This window comes from Aquabacter sp. DMC10 (genome assembly GCF_056314145.1).
In genome coordinates, this window is record NZ_JBQUYX010000005.1 from 194,438 (window position 1) to 218,665 (window position 24,228).

Here is a 24,228-nt window from a genome sequence, read left to right on the forward strand (position 1 = left end):
AGGCATAGGCCCGCGCCCTCAGGCGCGGGCCTTTTTCTTTCCACGGGCTGTTCTCGGCCCGAAAGCAAACGGCCCCGCCTCGTTGTCGAAGCGGGGCCGCGCAGGCGTCCGGGGATGGGACGGGATTATTCCAGCATCTCGCCATAGGGCCGCGGCTGCGGCGAGGTCAGCAGCGGCCGTTCCGTCTTGCGCAGGCGGAAATAGACCTGGGCACCGATCAGGATCACCGCCAGCAGCAGGAAGGCGGCGCTGATGGGACGCTCCACGAAGGTCATGAGATCGCCGCGCGAGATCAGCATGGCCCGACGGAAGGTCTCCTCGAAGCGCGGCCCCAGCACGAAGCCGAGCATGATCGGCGCGGGATGGAAGCCGAGCTGGAGCAGCACATAGCCGCCAAGGCCGATCGCCAGCGTCTCCACCACCGCGAACAGATCGTTCTGGGCGCTGTAGACACCGATGCAGATGAAGAACAGCGCGCTGGGATAGAGATACTTGTAGGGGATGGACAGCAGCTTCACCCAGATGCCGATCATGGGCACGTTGAGGATCACCAGCAGGATGTTGCCGATCCAGAAGCTGGCGACGAGGCCCCAGAAAATGTCCGGGTGATCGGAGATGAGCTGCGGCCCCGGCGTGATGCCCTGGATGATGAGCGCCCCGAGGATCAGCGCCATGACAGCATCGCCGGGAATGCCCAGGCTCATGGTGGGGATGAAGTCGCCCTGCACGGAAGAGTGGGTGGACGCCTCCGGGCAGGCCACGCCCTCGATGGCCCCGTGGCCGAAGCGGTGCGGGGTCTTCGAGATCTTCTTTTCCGTGGAATAGGACACGAAGGAGGCGATGGTCGGCCCGGTGCCGGGGATGAGAGAGCACAAGGCACCGATCAGCGTGCCGCGAATCATGGCCGGGAAGGCCAGCTTCATGTCCTCCTTGGTGGGGCGCATATCGGACAGGCTGATCTTGCTGTCCTTGGTGGAGACCTTGGCGACGCGATTGACGCTCTTCAGGAATTCGGCGACGCCAAAGATGCCCAGCGCCAGCGCCACGATCTCGATGCCGTCCATCATTTCGGTGATGCCGAAGGTGAAGCGGGGCTCGCCCGTATTCACGTCCGTGCCGGCAATGCCCAGCAGCAGGCCGAGCACCGTCATGGCCACGCCCTTCAGGGGCGAGCTCTTGGCCAGGGTCGCCCCCGCCAGCAAGCCGAGCAGCATCAGGGAGCAGATGTCCGCCGGCCCGAACTTCAACGCCACCCCCACCAGGAAGGGCGCGAAGAAGATCATCTCGATGATGCCGAAGGAGGCCCCCACGAAGGACGAGATCATGGTCACGCCCAGCGCCACGCCGCCCCGGCCCTGCTTGGTCAACGGATAGCCGTCGAGACAGGTGACCGCATGCGGGGGATGGCACGGCAGGTTCAAAAGGATGGAGCAGATGGCGCCGCCATATTGGGCGCCGTAATAGATGCCGGCCAGCATGAGGATGGCCGCAACCGGCTTCATGGCGAAGGTGAGCGGAAGCAGCACCGAGATGGCCGCCATGACGCCCATGCCCGGCAGCACGCCGACCACGTTGCCAAACAGCACGCCAACAAAGCACCAGAGCAGGTTTTCCGGCTGAAGCGCGACGCCGAAGCCGTGGTAGAGATCAGTCAGAGCCGTGAACATGGTCCGCCCTCACCACAGCTTGAGGGGGATCTGAAGGGCGTACCAGAACAGCCCGATCAGCACGCCCGTCATGATGCTTGCCAGGACCAGGGCGGCCTTGACCGTCATGGTGCGGTCGCCCATGGCCGAGATGAACACCAAGGCGAAGGTCGCCGGCGCAAATCCCACGAATTCGGCAAAGCCGATGAAGGCCAGGATGCCGCCGACGATGGCCACGAACCCCCGGACATCCGGCAAGTGGAAATGCTCGCCCGGCTCCATCTCCGTGGAGCCGCCGCCCTTCAGCACGGTGCCGATGGCGATGGCCGCCCCAATGGCGGCGAGGGCGACGCCCAGGATGATGGGGAAATAGCCCGTTCCCATGCGGAAGAGGTTGCCCACCGGGTGGGAGAATCCCTCAACCACGGCGCCGATCCCCATCAACAGCAGCAGCACGCCGCCATAAAGATCCCGCCAGGTGAGAAAATGCCGGATGACGGCATCGGCACGAGGATCGGTCTGCTCTGCATGCGCAGACCCCTTCCCGTCCTTAGGCCCAATGATTGGGGTCGACATGGATTACGCTTCCTTCCCGAATTGCCGTTTTTTCTTATTTTTGGCGACCTGAAACGGCCCATCGCAACAACACTACCCCAAACATTAGCTTACCAAGCGTATTCCGCAGGGTAATAACGTCAGGTCAACATCAGGTATGTTTTTAATAGATTCGCGCGACGGCCAATACATGACGCAGCGGCATATTTAATACCGCTTATGTCTGCGATTACATGATTTTTATTGCCACCAGATGTCAAGCACGATCATGGCGCGTGCGCTGCACCAATCAATACTGCGGCACTGCAGCATAGGCCGAAGCCAGCACGTCGCGGGCGCGGTTCGGCCAGGGACGGAATGTCCATCCGCCCGTTTCAGGTGATGGAGGTCAGTTTGGGGTGGGGGGCGCCATCATTGCGCCCCACGCGGCATGGGCGCCTGTGCGGCCACGGGCAATCTGGAGTGCCGGGCCGCTCACACGCCCTGGTGGGTGAGCCAGACCGCCCCGCCGATCAGCACGGCCTCCCCTGCCACCACCCCCGCCAGAATGGACCGGCGAAAGACCAGGAAGCAGGCGATTCCAGCCAGGACACAGCCCAGGCGCAGAGCCAGCGGAATATCCGCCAGGGCGCCTGTCGGTATCAAAATAAGGCGGGCGATCACCGCCGCCAGCAGGGCCGTCGCAACGGCCTTCACCCAGATGAAGATTTCGCTGCCTTCCTGCACCCGACGGCCGGCGATGACCGCCAGGGAACGCCAGATCTCGGTGGGCAGGAACCCAACCAGGAGCATCACCAGAATGGCGGTCCATTCGTTGCTAAAGGGATAGCTCACCGCCGCCCCCTCCACCACCGGCCCACCAGATAGGCAAGGGTGCCGCCGCCGAAGCCGGTAATCATCAGGTCCGCCCCGCCACTCATGCCCACCACGAAGGGCGCTGTAAGCGTGCCTAGCCCCAGGGCCAGCCAGTCGGTGGTGTCGCGTGCGCCGCGAATCAGCATCAGCGTGAACGACATGGGGGTCATGAAGAGAAGCGCCGCCGCCATCGGCGCCGGCAGCTCACCGGCCAGCACAAAGCCGCTTGCCGTGCCGGTCATGCTCACGGCGAGAAGCAAGGAGCCAAAGCCCAGCACGAAGGGCGTCCGTCCCGTCACCGGAACATGGGGCAGGAGCCGCTGGCCTTCCACCCAGAGCGTCATCGCGACGAAATGGGCGCACAGGAGGTCCTTCCACACGCTCCGCCGGGGTCCGCGCATCAGGGGCGCGATGGAAACCACCATGGGCAGCAGACGGATGGAGGACAGCCCGACGGCGAGCGCCACCGCCGGCAAGGCGGTGGCGGTGACAAGGCCGCCGATCATGATGACCTGGCCGGGCAAGGCCCAGATGAAGAAGGTGGACAGCACCCCGGCGAAGAGCGGAAAGCCGACCCCATGGAGCAGGCCGCCATAGCCCACATAGCCGGCGAACAGGACGATGCCCGGCACGGAAATGGCTTGGCGCGCGCCGTGCACGAACCACCAGAAGGCCCCGCGCGTTGCCGGCATCACGGATCCGGCCGGGTCGCCGGATACCGGCGGCTGGGCAATGGTCACGGTCGAGGTCTCGAAATGACGTTTCGCGCGCAAGCTAGCATCGTCCGCACCGGGGCTGAACCTCCGGGAGGCGCAGGGCTTTACCCGACCTCATGCCGACATCGCAGGCCCGCGCTTGGCGCCCCGGCCGATGCCGAAAGCGCTTCCCCCGCGCCGTCCGGCATTTTAGAACCAAGTCTCCTTCTCGGGAAAAAGTTTTGACACGTGCGCGTCGTTCCCATCGCCTACATGGATCCTGCCGCGGCCTTTGAGGCCTTCGCGGATGAGCCGGTCGCGGCCCTGCTGCAGAGCTGCGCGCCGGACGGGCCGCGCGGGCGCTATTCCTACATCGCCGCCGAGCCCTACCGCCTGATCGTCGCCGGCGCCCGCGGGGTGGTGGTGGATGGCCAGCCGGTAAAGGGGGACCCGTTCACCGTGCTGGAACGGGAGCTGGCTGCCGTGCCCGCCCCGGAGGGGCCTTGCCCCGTGCCCTTCCGAACCGGGGCGGTGGGCTTCCTCGGCTATGAACTGGGCCGCCACTTGGAGCGCTTGCCGGTTCCGCGCCTTCTCGGGCCCGGCCAGCCGGAAATGGTCATGGGGCTCTATGACACCGTGATCGCCTTCGACCATCTGGACGAGAAGGCCTATGTGATTTCCAGCGGAGCGCCGGAAACCGACCCCATGGCCCGCGCCCGCCGTGCCGCCATGCGTGCCCACGGCTTCCTGCACCGCATGTCGGGCGCCAGCGAGACCCCCTCGCCGCCGGACTGGGGTCCGCAAAGCATCTGGCAGGCGGACCTGGACCGGGCCGCCATGGAAGAGCGGATCGCCCGCACCATCGCCTATATCCGCGCTGGCGACATCTTCCAGGCCAATATCACCCAGCGCTTCACCGCGCCCATGCCCGGTGGCCTGTCCGATCGCGGCCTCTACGCCCGCCTGCGGGCGCTCTCGCCGGCCCCGTTTGCCGCCCTGCTCACCTGCGGGCGCACCATGGCGGTGGCAAGCGCATCGCCGGAGCGCTTCCTGTCCCTGTCCGCCGACCGCTGGGTGGAGACACGGCCCATCAAGGGGACGCGGCCTCGCCATGCCGATCCAGAGCAGGACGCCGCCCTGGCGGCGGACCTGTTCGCCAGCCCAAAGGATCGGGCGGAAAACCTGATGATTGTTGATCTCATGCGCAATGATCTGGGGCGGGTGGCGGAATTGGGCAGCGTGGACGTGCCCGTGCTCAACGGGCTGGAAACCTTCGCCTCCGTCCATCATCTGGTGTCTGTGGTGCGGGCGCGCCTCAGGCCCGGGCTGGGGCCCGTTGACCTGCTGCGGGCAACATTCCCGGGCGGGTCCATCACCGGCGCGCCCAAGATCCGGGCCATGGAAATCATCCACGAACTGGAGCCGGCGCCGCGCGGCACCTATTGCGGTGCCATCGGCTGGATCGGGTTTGACGGGGCCATGGATTCGTCCATCGTCATCCGCACCCTCGTGCGCCTCGGCGACACGGTGATCGCCCAGGCCGGCGGCGGCATCGTCGCCGATTCCGATCCGGCGGCCGAATATGAGGAGAGCATGGTCAAGATCGCCCCTCTCCTGCGCGCCGTCGCCGGCCCCGCCCCTGGAGGGTGATCCATGAAGATCTGGCTGAACGGGACACTGGCGGACGCTAGCGCCGCTGCCATCTCGCCCCAGGATCGCGGCTTCACCTTGGGCGACGGGCTGTTCGAGACCATGAAGGTGAGCGGAGGAAGCGTGCTGCGCCTGGACGGGCATCTCGCCCGGCTCAGGGAGGGCGCGCGGGTGCTGAGGCTGCACTTGCCGGACCTGGACATGGGCGCCGCCATCGCGGCCCTGTTGGACGCCAACGGCCTGTCGGAGGCGGTGGTGCGCCTGACGGTCAGCCGGGGAACGGGCCCTCGGGGCATCCTGCCCCCCGCGGATGTCCATCCCACCCTGGTCATAACCGCCGCGCCGCGCCCCGCGCCCTTGCCGCCCGCAAGGCTGTGCGTGTGCCAGGGCACGCGCCGCAACGAGCTGTCTCCGCTGTCGCGGATCAAGTCTTTGAACTATCTGGATAACATCCTGGCGCGCCAGGAGGCGGCGGAGCGCGGCTATGACGATGCTCTGCTGCTGAACACGCAGCAGCGCGTGGCGGAAGGCACCTATGCCAATCTGTTCGTCATGCTTGACGGCCATCTGGTGACGCCCCCCGTGGTGGAGGGCGCCCTGCCCGGCATCCTCCGGCAAGAGGTGCTGGCGGCGGGCGGGCGCGAACGGCCCTTGACCCCGGCGGACCTGATGAAGGCCGAGGAGGCCTTCCTCACCTCCAGCCTCGGCATCCGGTCGGTGCAGGCCATTGACGACCGCACGCTGCCCTCGCAGGCCTTGGCCGAGCGGCTGCGGGAAGCCCTGCGGTGAGGGCCGGCGCATGCGCCGGCCGGCCGTGGTCCGCCGCCGTCAGGCGGTGAAGGCTTCGCCTTTTGGCGGGATCACCACCTTGACCGGACTGTCCTTGAGCGCCTCCACGAAGGGGGCGGGGTCCTGGATCAGCAAGCCGAAGGTCGCATAATGGCAGGGGACCACCGTCTTGGCGGTGATGAAGCGCTTCACCGCCAGGGCCGCAGTGGCCGGCCCCATGGTGAAGCGATCGCCGATGGGCACGAAGGCCACGTCAGGGGCATGGATTTCGCTGATGAGCGCCATGTCGGAGAAGAGATCGGTATCGCCCAGGTGCCAGACGGTGGGCTCCCCCGGCGCCTTGACGAGGATGCCGTTGGGATTGCCGAGATAGGTGGGATTGGCGCCGCCGCCGCCCGAGGAATGATCCGCGCGTACGAACGTCGCGGTGAAGCCGCCCATATCCACCGTGCCGCCGGTGTTCATCATCTCGAACGCGCTGAGGCCTTCCCCGCCCAGATGGGCGCACACTTCGGGATTGGCCACCACCTTCACCTTGCGTCCTTCCGCCTCGGCCGCCTTCACGATGGCCACCGTGTCGCCGATATGGTCGCCATGGCCGTGGGTGAGCAGGATGTGGGTCACGCCCTCGGCGGCCTTGGCCTTGTCGCTCACGAAGGCCGGATTGCCGGTGAAGAAGGGGTCGAAGAGCACCACCTTGTCCGCGAAATCCAGGCGGAACGCGGCGTGGCCGAACCAGGTAATTTTCATGAGGTGCCTCTTTCGGTGGTGAACGGCGGCCGGAGCATGCCGAAAGGTTGGCGGCGGCGCAACGGATCTCGCCCGGTGGCGGGTGTGCGCCATCCATGCTAGCCAAGGCTATGTCCGATCAGAATGTTCCGCCGCCCTCCGCGCCACCGGCCCCCGTCGTCCCGCTCGCGGACCTCGCGCCCCTTCTTGACCCGCGCGGCAGCCTGATCGGCCTTGATCTCGGCACCAAGACCATTGGCGTCGCCGCGTGCGATCCCGATCGGCGCCTGGCCACCGTGGTGGAAACGGTCAAGCGCACCAAGTTCACGGCCGATGCCCAGCGCCTCCTCGCCCTGGCTGCGGATCGTAAAGTCGTCGCCTTCGTGCTGGGCCTGCCGCTCAACATGGACGGCACGGAAGGCCCCCGCGCCCAGGCGAGCCGCGCCTTTGCCCGCAACTTCGCCCGCCTCACCTCTTGCCCCATCGCGCTGTGGGACGAGCGGCTGTCCACCGCCGCGGTGGAGCGAGTGCTGATCCAGGCCGACGTGAGCCGGGCGAAGCGGGCGGCGGTGATCGATCAGCACGCCGCGGCCTTCATCCTGCAGGGCGCTCTGGATTTCCTGGCGCAGCAGGCGGTGCGCCGGACCGAAGCATGAACCGCGCAGCGCCTGCGATTCGCCCTCCCTTTGTGCCCCCGATGTTCCAGGTGGCACCGGTCCCGTCCCGATCCGGGACAGGCGACATCCGGCCTTAGCCATGGCCGGCGCGCCCGTCCTTCCCGTCAGCCTTGCGGACTATGAGCGCCTCGCCCACGAGCGCTTTGATGCCCCGACGCGCGCCTATGTGGAAGGCGGGGCCGCCGATGAGATCACCCTGCGGGAAAACCGCGCCGCCTTCAACCGGCTGCGCCTTACCCCCCGCATTCTGCCGGATGTGAAGGGGGCAAATACCCGCCTCTCCCTGCTGGGGCTCGATCTGCCCCACCCGATCCTGGTGGCGCCCACCGCCTATCATCGCCTTGCTCATCCCGAGGGGGAGCGCGCCACGGTGCAGGGCGCAGCCGCGGTGGGAGCCGTCATGGTGGTGAGCACCCAGGCCAGCGTGACGGTGGAGGAGATCGCCGCCGCTGCGACCGCCCCGCTCTGGTTCCAGCTCTACATGCATCCCGACCGGAGGGTCACGCGGCATCTGGTGGAGCGGGCCGTGGCGGCCGGCTGCCGCGCATTGGTGGTGACGGTGGATGCCCCGGTAAGCCTGCGCAATCGCGAGCAAAGGGCCGGATTTCGTCTGCCCGCCGGCGTGGAAGCGGTGCATCTGAGGGGCCTGCCCCCCTTGCCCACGCCGGCCCCCGCCGCCATGGGCGAGGTGCCCGTCTTCAATGGCCCGCTGGACGCCCTGCCGGGCTGGGCCGATCTTCAGTGGCTGCGGGACGTCTGCCGGCTGCCGATTGTGCTGAAGGGCATTCTTCATCCCGCCGATGCCCGCCGGTCGGTGGACATGGGGATGGATGGCGTCATCGTCTCCAATCATGGCGGCCGGATCCTGGACACGGTGCCCGCGGCCATCGACGCCCTGCCCTATGTGGCCGAGGCCGTGGCGGGGGCGGTGCCCGTTCTCATGGATGGCGGCATCCGCCGGGGCACCGACATTCTCAAGGCCCTCGCGCTCGGGGCGCGGGCGGTGCTTATCGGCCGTCCCTGCCTGCACGGGTTGGCAGCGGCCGGCGCACCGGGCGTGGCCCATGTGCTTCACCTCCTGCGCGCGGAACTGGAAGTGGCGATGGCCCTGACCGGACGCACCACGCTGGCGCAGGTGGATCGCGGCATCTTATGGCCGCCTTCACCATGATGTTTAGCTTGGCCATTTTCCGCGGAACCGGATGCTTGGCCGTGCGTTGCTAAGGCGAAACAAACGGAGACTCCGCCATGAGCCGCAACGGTCTTTATGCCATCATCGCCGTCCTGGTGGTTGCTGGCGGATATTTTGCTTACCAGACCTACCAGGAGCACGAGAAGGATGAGCGCTCGCTCCAGATCGAAGTGGGGCCGAACGGCGTGAAGGTGGACCCGCCCTCCCGCTGAGCCGCCATTTGACGGGCGCGGGCCCATCGCCCCGCCCCTTTTCCCGACGCGCCATCCCCTCAGGCGGGGCGCCGGACGCACCGGCCGAGTGCGACGGCCGAGTCTTGGTGCAACGCATCGTCGGCAAACCGTCACGGAGCCGACATTCGTCTTTCGATGCAAATGGATGAGCAGGTCTGGTGTTTCCGGCCTGCGGCGACAATGTCCATGCCGGACACCACCTGTATTCGATGGCAATGCATTGCAGCATGGCGGTTGCCGTATTTCTGCGTAATTGCAGCCAAGTTCCAGCACACCTAATGTCCGCCCGTCGAGCGGCCGATGGAGGCTTGTAGCCGACGGGAGCATGGAGCCGTTTCTTCGCCCCGTCAGGCGCGGAAAGGCTTGATGCATCGCGGACGCTGCCCCGCGGTCGCCCTCTTGGAACCTGGCCTGCGCCTCAGGTGCAGCCGGCCAGCAAGGAGCGATCCATGGGCGAGCAGCACACCCCTTCGGCCCCCACCTCTCCCTTTGATCCGGCCGCATGGTTCCCAACCGCGAAGGCCCTGCCCGCCTTCAAGTCGTTCGTCGAGGCCTGGACCAAGCCCCAAGGGGCGGCACCGACCTTCGCGCTTCCGGCCGCCGCTCTGCCGCGCGTGCCCGGCGATCAATTCACCGACTATCTCCAGGACGCTTGGCAGCGCAGCATTCTGTTTGCCGATCTCATGCGCCAGCGGGGCAACCAGCAGGAGGAAATCACCTCCCGCCCCACCGCGACCGTGCTCAGCTTCGATCATGAGGTAATCGCCAGCGGGCATGCTTTGCCGCGCCCCATCAATTACTCCCTCACCCGCATCATCCCCCCGCCCGGCGTGGCGGTGGACCCTACCCGGCGCCCGGTGGTGGTGGTGGACCCGCGCGCGGGGCAAGGCCCCGGCATCGGCGGCTTCAAGACCGAGAGCGAGATCGGTGAGGCGCTCGCCAACGGGCATCCGGTCTATTTCATCGCCTTTTCCGCCGAGCCCGAGCCGGGCCAGACGTTTCTCGACGTGGTGGAAGGCCAGGTCGCCTTCTTCGAGAAGGTGGCGGCTCTCCACCCGGACGTTCCCCCGCCCTTTGCCATCGGCAATTGCCAGGCGGGCTACCAGACGCTCATGGTCGCCATGCTGCGGCCGGACCTCTTCGGTCCCTGCATGGTGGCCGGCTCGCCCATCTCCTACTGGCAGGGCGAGCATGGCAAGAATCCCATGCGCTATTCCGGCGGCCTACTCGGCGGCAGCTGGCTGACGGCGCTCACCAGCGACGTGGGCAAGGGCCTGTTCGACGGCACCTGGCTGATCCTGAACTTCGACAATCTGAACCCGGCCAACTGGCTCTGGGGCAAGCAATATGACGTGTACGCGGCCATCGACACGGAGGGGCCGCGCTATCTGTCGTTCGAGAAATGGTGGGGCGACTTCATCATCCTGAACGGCGAGGAGATCCAGTTCCTGGTGGACGAGATGTTCATCGGCGACAAGCTGACCCGCGGCACGCTCCGCGCCACCGACGGGTCTTCCTTCGACCTGCGCCACATATCCTCGCCGATCATTGTCTTCACGTCCCTGGGCGACAACATCAGCCCGCCGCCACAGACACTCGGCTGGATCCTGGACCTCTACAAGGACGTGGACGACATCCGGGCCGAGGGCCGCACCATCGTCTATTGCATGAACCAGAAGGTCGGCCATCTCGCCATCTTCGTGTCCTCTAAGGTGGGGGCCAAGGAAGACGCGGAGATGGTGCGGCTCGTGGACCTGATCGATTGCCTGCCCCCCGGCCTCTATGAGCTGGTCATTTCGCCGGCCAGTGCCGAGGAGGTGGCGGCGGGCGGCCATGTCTGGCAGAGCCGCTTCGAGACCCGTTCGCTGGACGACATCCGCGCCTACGGCCGCAACAGCGCTGAGGATGACCGCGCGTTCGAGGCCGTGCGGCGCCTGTCGCAGATCAATCTGTCCCTCTACCGCACCTTCCTGCAGCCGGCCGTGCGGGCGCTGGCCACCCCGCAAATGTCGGACCTTCTGTTCAATTCCAATCCGCTGCGCATGAGCTACCGGATGTTCGCCGACAGCAACCCCTTCATGAAGCCGCTGGGTCCGGCGGCGGAAGAGGTGCGGGCGAACCGCAAGGCGGTGGCCGACGACAGCCCCTTCCGGGCGGCCGAGCGGCACGTGTCGGGGCAGATCATCGCCACATTGGACACCTGGCGGGACCTGCGCGACCGCTGGGTGGAGGCGGCCTTCTTCTCCATCTATGGCTCGCCGGTGGTGCAAGCGGCGCTGGGGATCGATCCCCGCGAGAAGCTGCGCGAATATCCTGCCCTGTCGCCGGAAAAGAAGGCCTTCCGGGAGCGCAAGATCGCCGAGTTCCGGGCGCGCGTGCCGGTGGGGGGCTTCAACGAAGCGCTCGTGCGGGCCGCCCTGTTCGTCATGTCCGCCGAACAGTCGCTGGATGATCGCAGCGCTTGGGTGGTCAATGAGGTGCGCGAAGACCTGATGCAGATGCCCCTCGCCGACTTCAAGCAACTGGTGCGGGAACAATTCTATATTCTGCTGCTGGAATATGATGCGGCCATCAAGGCAATCACCATCCTGGTTCCGGACCAGGCCAACCGCGCGCTGCTCCTGGAAAAGACCCAGGTCATCGCCGAGGCCGCCGGACCGCTGACCGTGGCGGAGCGCCAGCACATCAAGGCCCTCGCGGACCTCCTCGGCGTCCCCGTCCCCGCCGAGAGGTCCGCTCCCACGCCCGCCCGGACGCCGGCGCTGACCAGCGCGGCGGAATAGGCCGCCCCCCAATACCGTCCGCTCACCCCAGCCGGCGGCCATGCCTGACGGCAGGCCCGCCGCGCGCGGACGTGGCGAGGGCGTGCGCCTCGGCGCGGCGGAAGCCGGGTGTCGCGTCGGGCAAAGAGGGTTGCGCGACGTCAATTCAACCGCATGCGGCATGGGCGAGCATGCCCGAGCTTGGCCGTGCGGCGGCGGGAAAGAGAGGCGGACATGTCACAGACACTGACGGCGCCAGGCGACCAGGCAAGCGGGGGAGCCGCTCAAGGTCCAAAGCCCGCGGCCACCTCCCACGATGCCAGCCGGCTCGACGCGGCCGCCATCGCGGCCAAGTTCCGGGAGCTTGAAAGCGCGCCCGCCGGACTGTCCGGCGCGCAGGTGAAGACCCGGCAGGAGAAATACGGTCCCAACGCCATCGCGGCCAAGGAAGAGAGCCGGTGGGAGAAGCTGGTCGGCTATTTCTGGGGGCCGATCCCCTGGATGATCGAGGCCGCCGCCCTGCTCTCCCTCATCCGCTTCGACTGGCCCGACTTCGCGGTGGTGATGGGCCTCCTCCTCTACAACGCCGTGGTCGGCTTCTGGCAGGACAGCAAGGCCGCCAGCGCGCTCGCCGCGCTCAAGCAGAGCCTCGCCCTGAAGGCGCGGGCGCTGCGCGACGGGGCGTGGGTGACCATCGACACGGCAGACCTCGTGCCCGGCGACGTGGTGAGCGTGGCGGGCGGCGAGACGCTGCCGGCGGACCTCCTGCTGGTGGAAGGCAAGTATCTCTCCGTCGACCAGGCGGCCCTGACGGGCGAATCCCTCCCCGTCTCCAAGGCGGTGGGCGACAGCGCCTATTCGGGCTCCATCGTGCGCCAGGGCACGATGACGGGCCTTGTCACCGCCACTGGCAACGCCACCTTCTTCGGCCGCACCGCCCGCCTCGTGGCGAGCGCGGGGGCCAAGTCCCATGCGGAGAAGGCGGTCATCCAGATGGGGGACTTCCTCATCATCCTGTCCGCTGCGCTGGCCCTGGTGCTGGTGTTCGCGCAGGTGTGGCGGGACATCGGGACGGACGGCCATTGGGAGTGGAGCCATGCGGGCTCCATCGTGCAATTGGTGCTGGTGCTGCTGGTGGCCTCGGTGCCGGTGGCCACCCCCGCCGTTATGTCGGTGACCATGGCGCTGGGCGCGCTCGCCTTGTCCAAGCAGAAGGCCATCGTCTCACGCCTGTCCGCCATCGAGGAACTGGCGGGCGTGGACATCCTGTGCTCGGACAAAACGGGCACGCTGACGCTGAACCAATTGACGCTCCAGCCGGCCGTTCCCTTCGGCGACGCCAAGCCGGAGGATCTGGTGCTCGCCGCCGCCCTTGCCTCCCAGCGCCAGAGCGAGGACGCCATCGACAAGGCGGTGCTTGCGGTGGTGGATGCCAAGGCGCTGGCGGGCTACGCGCCGGTGGATTTCACCCCCTTCGACCCGGTCAATAAGAAGACCACCGCCACCCACAAGGGGCCCGACGGCCAGTTGATCCATGTGGCCAAGGGCGCCCCTCAGGCCATCGCCGTCTTGTGCGGCCTCGCCGAGGGCGACACGGCCGGCGACTATTTCGGCACGGTGGAGCGCCTCGCGCGGGCGGGAACCCGCGCGCTCGGTGTCGCGCGTTCCAGCGACGGCACCCATTGGACCTTGCTCGGCCTCCTGCCCATGCTGGACCCGCCCCGTCCCGATGCGGCCGCCACCATCGCGCGGGCGAAGGAACTGGGCGTGACCGTAAAGATGGTCACCGGCGACGACGTGGCCATTGGTGGCGAGATTTCCAGGCAATTGGGGCTTGGCGACCGGCTTCTGGTGGCCAGCGACGTATTCGGGCGGGACGAGAGCCCCGAGCATATCGCCATCGACACCGCCCGCGCGGTGGAGGTGGCCGATGGCTTCGGCCGCGTCTTCCCCGAGCACAAGTTCGCCATCGTGAAGGCCTTGCAGGAGCGTGGCCACATCGTCGCCATGACCGGCGACGGCGTGAACGATGCGCCCGCCCTCAAGCAGGCCGATTGCGGCGTGGCGGTGAGCGGGGCCACCGACGCGGCGCGCGGAGCCGCGGCGCTGATCCTCACCGCCCCCGGCCTGTCCACCATCATCCATGCCATCATGGAAGCGCGCGCGATCTTCGAGCGCATCACCAGCTATATCTATTACCGCATCGCCATGACCATCAACATCATGCTGGTGGTGGTGCTGGTCTATCTCGTCTACGACTTCATGCCGCTCACCGCGATCATGATCGTGTTCCAGGCTCTGCTGGACGACATCCCGATCATGACCATCGCCTATGACAATGTGAAGGTTCAGGACCGGCCGGTGCGCTGGAACATGCACCGGATCATCTCCTTCTCCTCCATCATGGGGCTGATGGCGCTGGTGCAGAGCTTCGGCATCGTCATGCTCGGCATGTTCTGGATGCGCAGCCCGGAGCTGACCGCCATCCTGCCCATGGACCTGCCCCATGTGCAGACCATGCTGTTCCTTCAGTTGGCCGCCGGGGGGCATCTCCTCTTCTTCGTGTCGCGGGTGCAAGGCACGCTGTTCAAGCCGCCGTATCCCAGCTGGCCGGTGCTGGCGGCGATCTTCGGCACGCAGGTCTTCGCCATCCTCATGTGCGCCTACGGCCTCTTCATGCCGGCCCTGCCCTGGCTGCTCATCGGCGTGGTGTGGGTCTATTGCCTCGCCTGGACGCTCATCATGGACGTGGTGAAGCTGGCCTACTTCCAGGTCGTGGAGCGGCGCGAGCGCACCCGCAGCCTCATCGACGCCCCCCTCGGTCCCGTCGGGCCGGGCTGACCGGCGAAAACGGGCCGGTGCGCCCCGCACGCACCGGCCCGGCCGCTCACACCGAGAAGCCCAAGTCTTCCCGGATGGAGGCGCTGGCCAAAGTGGCGATGAAGTCGGCCGCCTCGGCGCCGCGGGGGCTCGCGAGCGCCACCGCCGCCGTATACATGGAGGTCAGCGCCAGCGGCCCGGGCAGTTCGCCGATCACGTCGAGGCCGTCGGTGGCGAGGATTTCGGTGGCCTGGGTGCAGCCGAAGGCGCCCGGTGTCCCGGCGGCCGCTAGGGCGGCCATGGCGGTGGCGCCATTGGGGAACTCGCGGATGCGGGGCGCCATCTCCTCGGCCAGACCCAGCAGGGACAGCACCTTGGCCACGTGCTGGCCGGCGGTGGACTTCACCATGTCCGGCACATAGAGGCTTTCCGCGCCCTGCCAGGCGGCCTTCAGGGCCTCGGGCGTGTGGACATCGGGGTGGGACTGGCCAGCGGGCACGGCGACGCAGGTGGCGACGCGCCCCACATCGGTGATGCTGGCGGCCACGACACGGCCCTCGGCGGCGAGCGCCTCGATGAGGGCGCGGGTGAGGATCAGGAAGTCGGCCGGATCGCCCTCGCGGAAGCGCGTGGCCATGCCTCCCACGGCGCCGAATTCCCCATCCACGGACAGCCCGGTCTTTTCCTGGAAGGCAGGGGCGAGGCGCTTCACCAACCCATGGGCGGCACCGCCGCTCAAAACGCGCAAACTCGACACGGGATCACTCCATGGCTGAAAGGATGGCATCGCGCGTGATGGGCATGTGTCGCACTCGCACGCCGATGGCATCGAACACGGCATTGGCGATGGCGGCCGCCGTCGGCCCCTGCGAGGCCTCGCCCGCCCCGAGGGACGGCGTGCCGGCTGTGGCGCAGATCTCAATGTCGACCGCCGGAACCTCGGCAAAGGTGAGGATGGGATAGCTCGCCCAGGCGCGGGAGGTGATCGCCTCGCGATCGAACCGCACCGCTTCCTTCAAGGCCCAGCTGGTGGCCTGGACCGCGCCGCCCTCGATCTGGTTGAGGACGCCGTCGCGGCTGACGACCTCGCCCACGTCCACCGCGATGGTCAGGCGCCGCACGCGCACCTCCTCCTCGCACTGGACATCCGCCACCACGGCGCAATAGGCGCCCGTATTTTTGTAGCGGGCAAAGGCCAGGCCGCGCCCCGTGCCGTCTCCCGCGCCCTGGCCCGTAGGCCAGCCCGAGCGACGCGCCACCGCGTGCAGCACGGCGCGGGCGCGGGGGTCCTTCAGGTGGCGCAAGCGGAAGGCCAGCGGGTCTTCGCCGCGCGCGCCGGCCAGTTCATCCATCACCTGCTCGATGGCAAAGACATTGGCGAACGCCCCCAGCGCCCGCAGCGCCGAAGTGCGCACCGGCATGGTCAAGAGCCGATGATTGGTGATGCGCCAATCGGGGAAATCATAGAGCGGCACGGCGTTGCGGTCGGCGCCGCCGCCGGTGGACAGCGGCATGTTGATGGAGACCAGCCGGGGAAAGCCTGCCGCCATCTCGCTCGCCGCCAGCAAGGTGGGCGTCGCCGCCCGGCCCGGCCGCAAGCTGTGGCCATTGCTCCAGACATCATGGCGCCAGGAGACGACCTCGCCGTCCGCATCAAGGTCGACGCCGATCTCAACCGCCATCGCCGCACCGAACGGGGCGTTGGCCAGTTCGTCCTCCCGCGCCCACTGCACGCGCACCGGAGCGCCAGGGCAGGCCCGCGCGAGAAGCGCGGCGTCGAGCGCCACGTCGTCGGCACCGTTATGGCCGTAGCAACCCGCGCCCTCCGCATGGTTCACTACGACTTGGTCCGGCGCCAATGAAAAAGTGCGGGCGAGATCGGCGCGGAGCATGAAGATGCCCTGACTGTGGCTCCACACCTCCAGCCGGTCCCCGTCCCAGCGCGCCAGCGCGCAACAGGGCGCGATGGAGGCATGGGCGATGAAGGGGCGGGAAAAGCGGCGCGTCAGCGTCCGCGCCACATCAGCTCCGGGGGGACCTTCCCGCTGGTCCACCAGCAGGGTCTCGCAGGGGGCGGAACGCAGCCAGCCGTCCAGGTCGTTCTCGTCGGGAAGGTCGATGCCCCCTTCCCAGACGGCCCGCGCCTTCAGCCGAGCGGCGGCGCGATCGACGCGCTCCTCGGTGCCCCCCACAACACCCAGGAAATTGCCATCGCGGACGATCTGAACGTCCGACGAAAGATTGCCGAGGTCTGGCACGTCCAGCAGCCGGGCGCCGGACCGCAAAGGGCGAACCACACGGCCATGGCGCATGCCGGGCAGGCGGAGGTCGTGGATGAAGCGGGCGTGGCCGAAGACTTTGTCGGGGATGTCGAGGCGCGGCAGGTCCCCGTTTGCGTGCGCAGTCTCGGGCGAAGGACCACCGCCGTCGGGGGTCGCCGGCCGGTCGAGGGAAAGATCGGCAGCCAGCTCGAAATAGCTCACATGGGCATTGCCCGGCCCCCGGACGATGCCGTCCTCCACCCGGCATGCCTCGGGCGGCACGCCCATGCGCGCGGCCGCCTTCTCCACCAGAAGATGGCGCACCTCACGGCCCACATGACGCAAGGCGCGGCCACTGTCCTGCACCGACAGGCTGCCGGAGGTCACGCCTTCGTCGGGACTGTGGGCAGTGCTCGGCGGCACCATGCGGATGCGGGCGCGATCCACCTCCAGCGCATCGGCGGCGATGGTGGCGAGCGCGGTCAGGATGCCCTGGCCAATCTCCACCTTGCCGGGGCTCACGTGCACTTCGCCCTTTTCGGTCAGGCGCAGCCAGCGGCCAAGGGTGGGATTGGTGCGCAGGCTTCCGGGCAGCGTCGGGCCGGTCATGGACGCATCTCCACCGCCGCCGTCAGGATCGCCCGCACCATGCGGTTATGGGCCCCGCACCGACACAGATTGCGGGCGAGGGCCTGGCGCACCTCGTCTTCGGTGGGATCGGGATTGGACGACAGCAGCGCCGCGGCCGTCATGATGATACCAGAGACGCAATAGCCGCATTGCATGGCCTGCCCGGCCAGAAAGGCGGATTGGAGCGGATGGGGGGTCCGTTCATCGCCCAGCCCTTCCAGGGTGGTGATCGCCTTGCGCTCCACCGCCCAGAGCGGGGTGTCGCAGGAGGTGACGCACGCGCCGTCCACCAGCACGCGGCAGGCTCCGCACTCCCCCTCACCGCAGCCGAAGCGGGGACCGGACAGCCCCAGCGCGCCCCGCAGCACGCTGAGCAAGGTGGCCTGCGGATCGGCCTCCACGGGCCGATCCGCGCCATTCACATGGAGGACGTGCGCGGCCATCGGTTTCATTCGGCCGTGATGTTGAACTTCTCGACCACGCCCCGCCACCGGGCGATGTCCGCCTTCAGATAGTCGTCGAACTGGGTGGGCGTCATAATCATCGGCACGGCGCCCGACTTGCCCCAGTCGATCTTGAGGTCGGGATTGCTGAGATATTTGACGATCTCGGCATTCAGCTTGTCCACGATCTCGCGGGGCGTGCCGGCGGGGGCCATGAACCCGAGCCAGATGGACGCCTGGTAGCCGGGCAGGCCGGCCTCCTCGGCGGTGGGCACGTTGGGCAGCACGGTGGACCTCGTGGGGCCGGTGGTGGCAAGGGCGATCACCTTCCCCGCCTGCACCATGGGCGCCATGGTGGTCACCGCGTCCATCATCATCTGCACGTGCCCGCCGATGACATTGTTGCGGGCATCGCCGCTGTTCTTGTGGGCGATGTGGATCATGTCCGTGCCGCTCATGGCGCGGAACAGCTCGGTGGCCATGTGGTAGGGCGTGCCCTGGCCGGAGGACGCATAATTGATCTTGCCGGGATTGGCCTTGGCGTAGGCGATGAAGTCCTTGAGCGTGCGCGCCTCCACCTGCGGATTCACCACGATCACAAGGTCGGAATAATTCACCGGCGAGACGCCCACGAAGTCGCGCATCAGCTCATAGGGCTTCTTGCGGATGAGCGATTCATTGGCCGTCTGGGTGTTGGACATCATCAGCAGCGTGTAGCCGTCCGAGGGCGACTTGGCGGCTTCCGCCGTGCCGATCACCGAGCCGGCGCCGGGGCGGTTTTCCACCACGAAGGGCTGGTTGAACACCTCCTGGAGACGCTGGCCCACAAGACGGGCATAAAGGTCGGCCGGGCCGCCGGGGCCGAAGGGCACGATGATCTTCACCGCGCGAGACGGATAGGACGCCGCCGCATTCTGCGCCGAGGCGGGCGTGGCGAGGGCGAAGGCGGACAGGACAGCAATGCTGCAAGCAAGGCGTCTCAACATGGGGACCTCCCTGAGGGATCGCAGCCTTTGCGGCCGCATGTTCTTGAAGCGTTGGATGCAGAGGCGGGCACGGCGGGGAGACCGCCGCGCCCGCTCCTGTCAGTGGAAGGGATTTTCCAGCGTGCCGAGGCCGGTGATGGCAAGGCGCACCACGTCGCCCGACTTCAGGAATTTCGGCGGCTTGAAGCCGATCCCGACGCCCTGGGGGGTGCCGGTGGCGATGATGTCGCCGGGCTCCAGGGTGGAACCCCCGGAGATGAATGCGATCAGGGTCGGGATGTCGAAGATGAGATCGGACGTGTTGGCGTCCTGGCGCAATTCGCCGTTCACCCAGGACTGGACCTGGAGATTGGTGGCGTCCACCTCGTCGGCCGTGGTGATCCAGGGGCCCATGGGGCAGAAGGTGTCGAGCGCCTTGCCCAGGTACCACTGCTTGTGATTCTTCTGGCGGTCGCGGGCGGTCACATCGTTGACGATGGTGTAGCCGAAGATGTGGTCGAAGGCGTTCTCCTTGGCGATGTTGCGCCCGCCCTTGCCGATGATGAGCGCCAGTTCGACCTCGTAATCGATGGCATCGGTGACGCCGGGATGGGTCTCCACCGTCGCGCCAGGGCCCACGACCGTCGCCGGCGGCTTGCTGAAGACGGCCGGATAGGGATCGATCTCGGCCCCCGCCACCGCGCCCGCCTCGAAGCCGGACTGGGCAAACTCCTTGGCATGCTCGCGGTAATTCTTGCCGACGCAGATGATGTTGCGGCTCGGGCGCGGAATCGGGGCGAGCAGGTGGACCTGCGAGAGGGCGACGGGCGCGCCGGCGGTGGCGAGCGCCTCCTGGTGCACCTCCCAGCCGGCGATCAGCTCCAGCATGCCGCCGGCCTTTACCGGGCGAACGGTGCCGGCCTGCGCATCCACGACGCCCACCTGGGTGCGTCCCTCATATTCAAAAGTGGCCAGTTTCATGGATCGGCTTCTTTGGTCAACCAATTTATGGACATTGATGGATTGGTTGACTATATGAAGACAGAACTGCTTGTACAGAGCTAAAATCGAGCAACCATTCCCCAGAGGGTCGCGATATTGGTTGACCATTCACGGATAAGCCCGCCCCAGGGCGCCGCCAAGCAGTCGGCGCGGGTGCATGACTTTCTGGCCGCGGCCATTCGCGGCGGAAATTTCGCCCCGGGCGCGAAGCTGCCCACGGAACGTGCCTTGTCCGAGCAACTGGGCGTGCCCCGCAGTGCGGTGCGCGACGGCCTGTCGGTGCTCGAAGCGCGCGGCCAGGTGGTGCGCATTGTCGGTAGCGGCACCTATGTGGCGGATTTAGCCAAGGCCGCGCCTGCACCCATAAACCCTCAGGCCGGCCAGGATGTGAGCCCGGCGGACATCATGGCGGCCCGCCTGGTGGTGGAGCCCCGGCTTGCGGCGCTGGTGGTCACCAACGCCACCGGCGCGGACCTGGAGAAGATCGACCAATGCAACCGCGCTGCCGACCAGGCGGAGGATTTCGAGACGTTCGAGCATTGGGATGCCGCGCTGCACGAGGCCATCGCCCAGGCCACCCGCAACCCGCTCATCATCGACATCTACGGCACCATCACCCAGGCGCGCGACCGAACCGAATGGGGCGACCTGAAGCGGCGCACCATCACGGCGGAACGGCGCGCGGTCTATTCTGTGGAACACGGCGCCATGGTCGCGGCCCTGCGCGCCAGGGACGTTGCGGCGGCGGAAGCGGCCATTTCCGCGCATCTGCTCACGGTGCGCCGCAATCTGCTGGGCGTGTGAGCCCGGCCCGGCTTTTCTTCAGCGCCGGTGCCCTTTAGAGACGCGCGGCATGGCTGCGTTCCGCTGATCGCGGCGGCGCCCATGCCCCCGCCCCCTGCCCGTCGGCCGTGCCGCATCAAGGCCCCCGACAGCCACGCCCAAGGACCCGCATCATGGCCCGCATACCCTATGGCGACCCGCAAGCCCCCGAGGTCAAGCCGCTGGTGGACCGGATCGTCGCCGAACGCGGCAATCTGCTTCACCTCTACCAGATGCTGATTCATAGCGGACCGGTGGCGGAGGGCTGGCTCAATCTCCTCACCGCCATCCGGCAGAAGGGCGTCCTGCCCGGGGGACTGCGCGAGATCATCATCATCCGCATCGCCCAGCTCAACAATGCGCCCTATGAGGCGGACCAGCATGTACCCATCGCGCTGAAGGAAGGCGTGCCCCAGGCACAGCTCGACGCCCTCGCGGGCTGGCGGGACAGCCCCCTCTTCTCGCCCAAGGAGCGGGCGGTTCTGGCCTATGTGGAGGCCATGACCCGGCAGATCCAGGTGCCGCAGGACGTGTTCGCCGCGGTGCGGGCCCATTTCGGCGACCGGGAGATGGTGGAACTGACCGCCACCATCGGCGCCTACAACATGGTGTCGCGCTTCCTGGAAGCCCTGGAGATCCACTCCCACGACAAGCGCTGAGCCCGCGTCCGGTCAGGGGGCGAGGACCGACCGGTTGCGTCCCGCCTCCTTGGCCGCATAAAGGGCGCGGTCTGCCGCGTCCACCAGCACCGCATAGTCGGGGTGACCGCCATAGACGGCAATGCCCACGGAGACGGTGACCCGCGCTTCGCTCTGGTCGGGCAGGCGCAGGGACGCCTCTTCGAGCGTGGTGCGGATGCGCTCGGCCGCGCTGAAGGCCTCCTCGGCCCCGGTCTCCACAAGGGCGATCAGAAACTCCTCGCCGCCGTAGCGGAACACGAAGTCACTGGCCCGCACGCAATAAAGCACATGCTCGGCCACATGCCGCAGCACCAGATCGCCCACCCCATGGCCGTAGCGATCATTGATGGCCTTGAAATTGTCCACGTCCAGCATCAGCACGGAAAAGGGATGGCTGGACTTGGCGGCAATCGAGATTTCCCGCCCCAGAATGGTCGGCATGAACCGGCGATTGAGCGCACGCGTCAGCGGATCGCGTCCTGATTCCACGGCCGCGATGGACTGGAACATCTCGTTCAGCAGGAACTTCAACTCCTCCACAATGCGCTGGAGCTGCGCCACCAGGGGCTGGAGGTCGCCCTTGCCCTGCGTCTTGGCGGCCTCGATGCGGGGCAGCATCTGAAGATCGATCTTGCGCAGGCCCGCCACCAGATCGTCGAGCCCCTTGCGGCCGTCGAACAGCAGGCCCGCACGATGCACCACCCACAGCCCGAAGGGCGCCGCCGAGATGCGGCGCAGCGGCGCCCGCAGGGTCGGCTCCAAAAGCGCGAACAGCAGGCCCTGGCTCCACTCCATCAGTTCCGCCCGCTGGCGCTCGTGCTCCAGCGTGATGTCCTGGCCAAGCTCGAACAGGCGATAGGCTTCGTCCATCTGCGCGCGTTGCACGGAGCGGGCCATATAGGCGTCGGTCATCACCGCGATGGCGGCGTCCACCCGCTGATTCAGCGCATGAATGAGGGCCACGAACCGGGGCAGGTCCACCGGCTCGGCCTCCAGGCGCCGCAGCAGCTCGGCCTTGATGAGGCTCGCTCCCCGCACCACCAGCGAGGGCGGAATCTTGATGCGGGCATGGACCTCGCCGATCTGGCGCTGGGCCGCCACATCCAGTTCAGGCTCGGCAAACAGGGTGGAGATCCAGTGATGGAGCGAATGCTTGAGCCGGCTCTCCACCATGTCCGAGCTGAGGAAAACCTGCGCCTGCGAATCGTCGAGAAACAGATCGTAGAATTGCGCGGAGATATCGGTCGCGCCGGCGGCGGCAAGCTGCGACAACGTATGGAAAAGCTCCGCCCGCGAGGGCGCGGCACTCTTGTTCATGACAAAGGGTCAACTCGGCAATGGGGGCGAGGCCGTGAACCTATCGGCTGGGTCGCCCATCATCAATGCCGGCGCCCGCAGCGCTTGAGACCAGGCAAATGCGCAAGAGCCGAACAGGCCGGCTGTTCGATGCGAGGATGATGAGATCGGGAGAGGAAGTGGCGGGAGTGACGGGGCTCGAACCCGCGACCTCCGGCGTGACAGGCCGGCGCTCTAACCAACTGAGCTACACCCCCGAAGCGACGGTGCGTTTGCGGCGCCGCGTCGGTGTGGCGCTTCGATAAGGCCGCCTAAGGAGCAAGTCAAGCCGCGCCGCTCGCGGAGGTTTCCCTCCCTGTGCAAAACTTTCGCGACAGCAGGGGGCCGCCGGCCGCAGCGACGGCATGCGAGGCACCGTGACGCATCGGGCGGGACCTTTACGGAAGCCGGGCTTTCCGTGTCATACTCGCGTTGCGCATGGTGCGCGGGACATTCGGCCTTGAAGACGATGCATCCAGCCTGGAGAGCATGGACCGCTGTGGCAGCGGCCTATCTGCTTGTCCTGCAGATGCTCGTGGTCGGGCTGGCGACGCCCGCTTTCGCGCTCGAATCGGCCGGCATCCTCTGCCAGAGCGCCGCGACCGCCGATTCGGACGGGTCCCAATCCCCCTCGGGCACCGCCTCGGCCGATTGCTGCGTCCTCGGCTGTCCCATGTTCGGTCCGTCGGTGGCGCCGCCACCGCATCTGGCCGTCGTGCTGCCCGGCCGGGTCTGGGGCGTCGCCCCGCTCCGGGGCACCGCCCTGATCCTGGGCGAGGGCCTTGGCTCCTCCGCCTCCCGCGCCCGGGCCCCTCCGTCCCTGGTCTGACCGCTTTCGCCATTCCAGACCTTAAGGACGTGCCGCCCGCCCTCTGCCCGGCGGCCAAGGAGATGTCCCATGAGCCTTGTTGCTCGCGCGCGCCGCGCCGCGCCTTTGTCCCACCTGCCCGCCCCGCTCGCGCGCCTTCTGAAGCGCCTTTATGTGGAAGAGGTGGTGGCCGCCCTCGCTTTCGCCGCCTTCCTGGTGACCTTCTCGGCCCAGGCTTTGCTGGCGCACGAGTTCAAGATCGGCGCCATCGAGATCGACCATCCCTGGACCCGCGCCACGCCCGACGGCGCCAATGTGGCCGCCGGCTACATGGTGCTGAAGAATTCGGGCACGACGCCCGATCGCCTGGTGTCGGGCACGCTCGACGGGGTGCAGAAGGTGGAAATCCACGAAATGGCCATGACCGACGGCGTCATGACCATGCGCCCCGTGCCCGGCGGGCTGGAGATTCCCGCCGCCGGCACCGCCGCTTTGAAGCCCGGCTCCTACCATGTGATGTTCATCGGCCTGGCCCAGCCCCTGAAGCAGGGGACCAAGGTCAACGGCACCCTCACCTTCGAGAAGGCGGGCACCGTCCAGGTGCAATATGTGGTGGAGGCCGTCGCCACCCAGAACAGCGGGCACGATCACGGCAGCATGCCGGCCACGGGCAAGTAGC

Annotated in this window: 22 protein-coding genes and 1 tRNA gene; 11 read left to right on the forward strand and 12 right to left on the reverse strand. The window is 67.4% G+C overall.

The window, feature by feature from the left end:
• Window positions 1-125: 125 nt before the first annotated feature.
• The 4 genes from ACT54L_RS15440 to ACT54L_RS15455 all read right to left on the reverse strand — a co-directional run bounded on the left by ACT54L_RS15440 (window position 126) and on the right by ACT54L_RS15455 (window position 3,829).
• Window positions 126-1,667: a tripartite tricarboxylate transporter permease gene (locus ACT54L_RS15440; protein WP_476086518.1), complete on the reverse strand. Its 1,542-nt coding sequence runs from the start codon at window positions 1,665-1,667 to the stop codon at window positions 126-128.
• 9 nt (window positions 1,668-1,676) lie between these two features.
• Entirely contained in the window at window positions 1,677-2,222 is a 546-nt protein-coding gene (locus ACT54L_RS15445) for a tripartite tricarboxylate transporter TctB family protein (protein WP_476086519.1), read from the reverse strand.
• 453 nt (window positions 2,223-2,675) lie between these two features.
• Window positions 2,676-2,993, reverse strand: a complete 318-nt coding sequence (locus tag ACT54L_RS15450) for an AzlD domain-containing protein (protein WP_476086692.1) — start codon at window positions 2,991-2,993, stop codon at window positions 2,676-2,678.
• A 38-nt stretch (window positions 2,994-3,031) separates the two neighbouring features.
• Window positions 3,032-3,829 (reverse strand): AzlC family ABC transporter permease, encoded by a 798-nt coding sequence (locus tag ACT54L_RS15455; protein WP_476086520.1) that lies wholly within the window; start codon window positions 3,827-3,829, stop codon window positions 3,032-3,034.
• Between the two features lie 171 nt (window positions 3,830-4,000).
• On the opposite strand from ACT54L_RS15455, the gene pabB reads away from it, so the two are divergent.
• Both pabB and ACT54L_RS15465 read left to right on the forward strand, forming a co-directional pair.
• Entirely contained in the window at window positions 4,001-5,401 is a 1,401-nt protein-coding gene (gene pabB, locus ACT54L_RS15460) for an aminodeoxychorismate synthase component I (protein WP_476086521.1), read from the forward strand.
• A 3-nt stretch (window positions 5,402-5,404) separates the two neighbouring features.
• Entirely contained in the window at window positions 5,405-6,190 is a 786-nt protein-coding gene (locus ACT54L_RS15465) for an aminotransferase class IV (protein ID WP_476086522.1), read from the forward strand.
• 39 nt (window positions 6,191-6,229) lie between these two features.
• Here the strand turns inward: ACT54L_RS15465 and ACT54L_RS15470 are convergent, their stop codons facing one another.
• Window positions 6,230-6,940: a metal-dependent hydrolase gene (locus tag ACT54L_RS15470; RefSeq protein ID WP_476086523.1), complete on the reverse strand. Its 711-nt coding sequence runs from the start codon at window positions 6,938-6,940 to the stop codon at window positions 6,230-6,232.
• 110 nt (window positions 6,941-7,050) lie between these two features.
• On the opposite strand from ACT54L_RS15470, the gene ruvX reads away from it, so the two are divergent.
• The 5 genes from ruvX (at window position 7,051) to ACT54L_RS15495 (ending at window position 14,624) form a co-directional block, all read left to right on the forward strand.
• Window positions 7,051-7,575: a Holliday junction resolvase RuvX gene (gene ruvX, locus ACT54L_RS15475; protein ID WP_476086524.1), complete on the forward strand. Its 525-nt coding sequence runs from the start codon at window positions 7,051-7,053 to the stop codon at window positions 7,573-7,575.
• Between the two features lie 100 nt (window positions 7,576-7,675).
• Window positions 7,676-8,767, forward strand: coding sequence for an alpha-hydroxy acid oxidase (locus tag ACT54L_RS15480; protein WP_476086525.1), 1,092 nt, complete (start codon window positions 7,676-7,678; stop codon window positions 8,765-8,767).
• 77 nt (window positions 8,768-8,844) lie between these two features.
• On the forward strand, window positions 8,845-9,000 hold the full coding sequence (locus ACT54L_RS15485; protein WP_476086526.1) for a hypothetical protein: 156 nt from the start codon (window positions 8,845-8,847) through the stop codon (window positions 8,998-9,000).
• Between the two features lie 470 nt (window positions 9,001-9,470).
• The gene (locus ACT54L_RS15490; protein WP_476086527.1) at window positions 9,471-11,804 is read left to right on the forward strand and encodes a DUF3141 domain-containing protein; all 2,334 of its coding nucleotides are present in this window, start codon (window positions 9,471-9,473) and stop codon (window positions 11,802-11,804) included.
• 213 nt (window positions 11,805-12,017) lie between these two features.
• Complete coding sequence (locus ACT54L_RS15495; RefSeq protein ID WP_476086528.1) at window positions 12,018-14,624, forward strand: plasma-membrane proton-efflux P-type ATPase; 2,607 nt, start codon at window positions 12,018-12,020, stop codon at window positions 14,622-14,624.
• Window positions 14,625-14,670: 46 nt separating this feature from the next.
• Here ACT54L_RS15495 and ACT54L_RS15500 read toward each other — a convergent pair whose 3' ends face one another.
• The 5 genes from ACT54L_RS15500 to ACT54L_RS15520 all read right to left on the reverse strand — a co-directional run bounded on the left by ACT54L_RS15500 (window position 14,671) and on the right by ACT54L_RS15520 (window position 19,883).
• Window positions 14,671-15,360 (reverse strand): molybdate ABC transporter substrate-binding protein, encoded by a 690-nt coding sequence (locus tag ACT54L_RS15500; protein WP_476086529.1) that lies wholly within the window; start codon window positions 15,358-15,360, stop codon window positions 14,671-14,673.
• Window positions 15,361-15,364: 4 nt separating this feature from the next.
• On the reverse strand, window positions 15,365-17,473 hold the full coding sequence (locus tag ACT54L_RS15505) for a xanthine dehydrogenase family protein molybdopterin-binding subunit (protein ID WP_476086530.1): 2,109 nt from the start codon (window positions 17,471-17,473) through the stop codon (window positions 15,365-15,367).
• Window positions 17,470-17,937: a (2Fe-2S)-binding protein gene (locus ACT54L_RS15510; RefSeq protein ID WP_476086531.1), complete on the reverse strand. Its 468-nt coding sequence runs from the start codon at window positions 17,935-17,937 to the stop codon at window positions 17,470-17,472. Before ACT54L_RS15510 ends, ACT54L_RS15505 begins: the two co-directional genes overlap by 4 nt.
• A 5-nt stretch (window positions 17,938-17,942) precedes the next feature.
• On the reverse strand, window positions 17,943-18,923 hold the full coding sequence (locus ACT54L_RS15515; RefSeq protein ID WP_476086532.1) for a Bug family tripartite tricarboxylate transporter substrate binding protein: 981 nt from the start codon (window positions 18,921-18,923) through the stop codon (window positions 17,943-17,945).
• A gap of 99 nt (window positions 18,924-19,022) precedes the next feature.
• The gene (locus ACT54L_RS15520; RefSeq protein ID WP_476086533.1) at window positions 19,023-19,883 is read right to left on the reverse strand and encodes a fumarylacetoacetate hydrolase family protein; all 861 of its coding nucleotides are present in this window, start codon (window positions 19,881-19,883) and stop codon (window positions 19,023-19,025) included.
• A gap of 117 nt (window positions 19,884-20,000) precedes the next feature.
• On the opposite strand from ACT54L_RS15520, the gene ACT54L_RS15525 reads away from it, so the two are divergent.
• Both ACT54L_RS15525 and ACT54L_RS15530 read left to right on the forward strand, forming a co-directional pair.
• Entirely contained in the window at window positions 20,001-20,708 is a 708-nt protein-coding gene (locus ACT54L_RS15525) for a FadR/GntR family transcriptional regulator (protein ID WP_476086534.1), read from the forward strand.
• Window positions 20,709-20,860: 152 nt separating this feature from the next.
• A complete protein-coding gene (locus ACT54L_RS15530) occupies window positions 20,861-21,385 on the forward strand; it encodes a carboxymuconolactone decarboxylase family protein (protein WP_476086535.1) in 525 nt (174 codons plus the stop codon).
• A 12-nt stretch (window positions 21,386-21,397) separates the two neighbouring features.
• Here the strand turns inward: ACT54L_RS15530 and ACT54L_RS15535 are convergent, their stop codons facing one another.
• Together ACT54L_RS15535 and ACT54L_RS15540 are read right to left on the reverse strand one after the other, a co-directional pair.
• A complete protein-coding gene (locus ACT54L_RS15535; RefSeq protein ID WP_476086536.1) occupies window positions 21,398-22,723 on the reverse strand; it encodes a GGDEF domain-containing protein in 1,326 nt (441 codons plus the stop codon).
• A 159-nt stretch (window positions 22,724-22,882) separates the two neighbouring features.
• Window positions 22,883-22,959, reverse strand: a tRNA-Asp gene (locus tag ACT54L_RS15540).
• 281 nt (window positions 22,960-23,240) lie between these two features.
• Here ACT54L_RS15540 and ACT54L_RS15545 point away from each other — a divergent pair.
• Window positions 23,241-23,570 carry a hypothetical protein gene (locus tag ACT54L_RS15545; protein WP_476086537.1) on the forward strand — a complete coding sequence of 110 codons (330 nt, stop codon included), beginning with the start codon at window positions 23,241-23,243 and terminating at the stop codon, window positions 23,568-23,570.
• A 69-nt stretch (window positions 23,571-23,639) separates the two neighbouring features.
• Entirely contained in the window at window positions 23,640-24,227 is a 588-nt protein-coding gene (locus tag ACT54L_RS15550; protein WP_476086538.1) for a copper chaperone PCu(A)C, read from the forward strand.
• Window position 24,228: the final 1 nt, after the last annotated feature.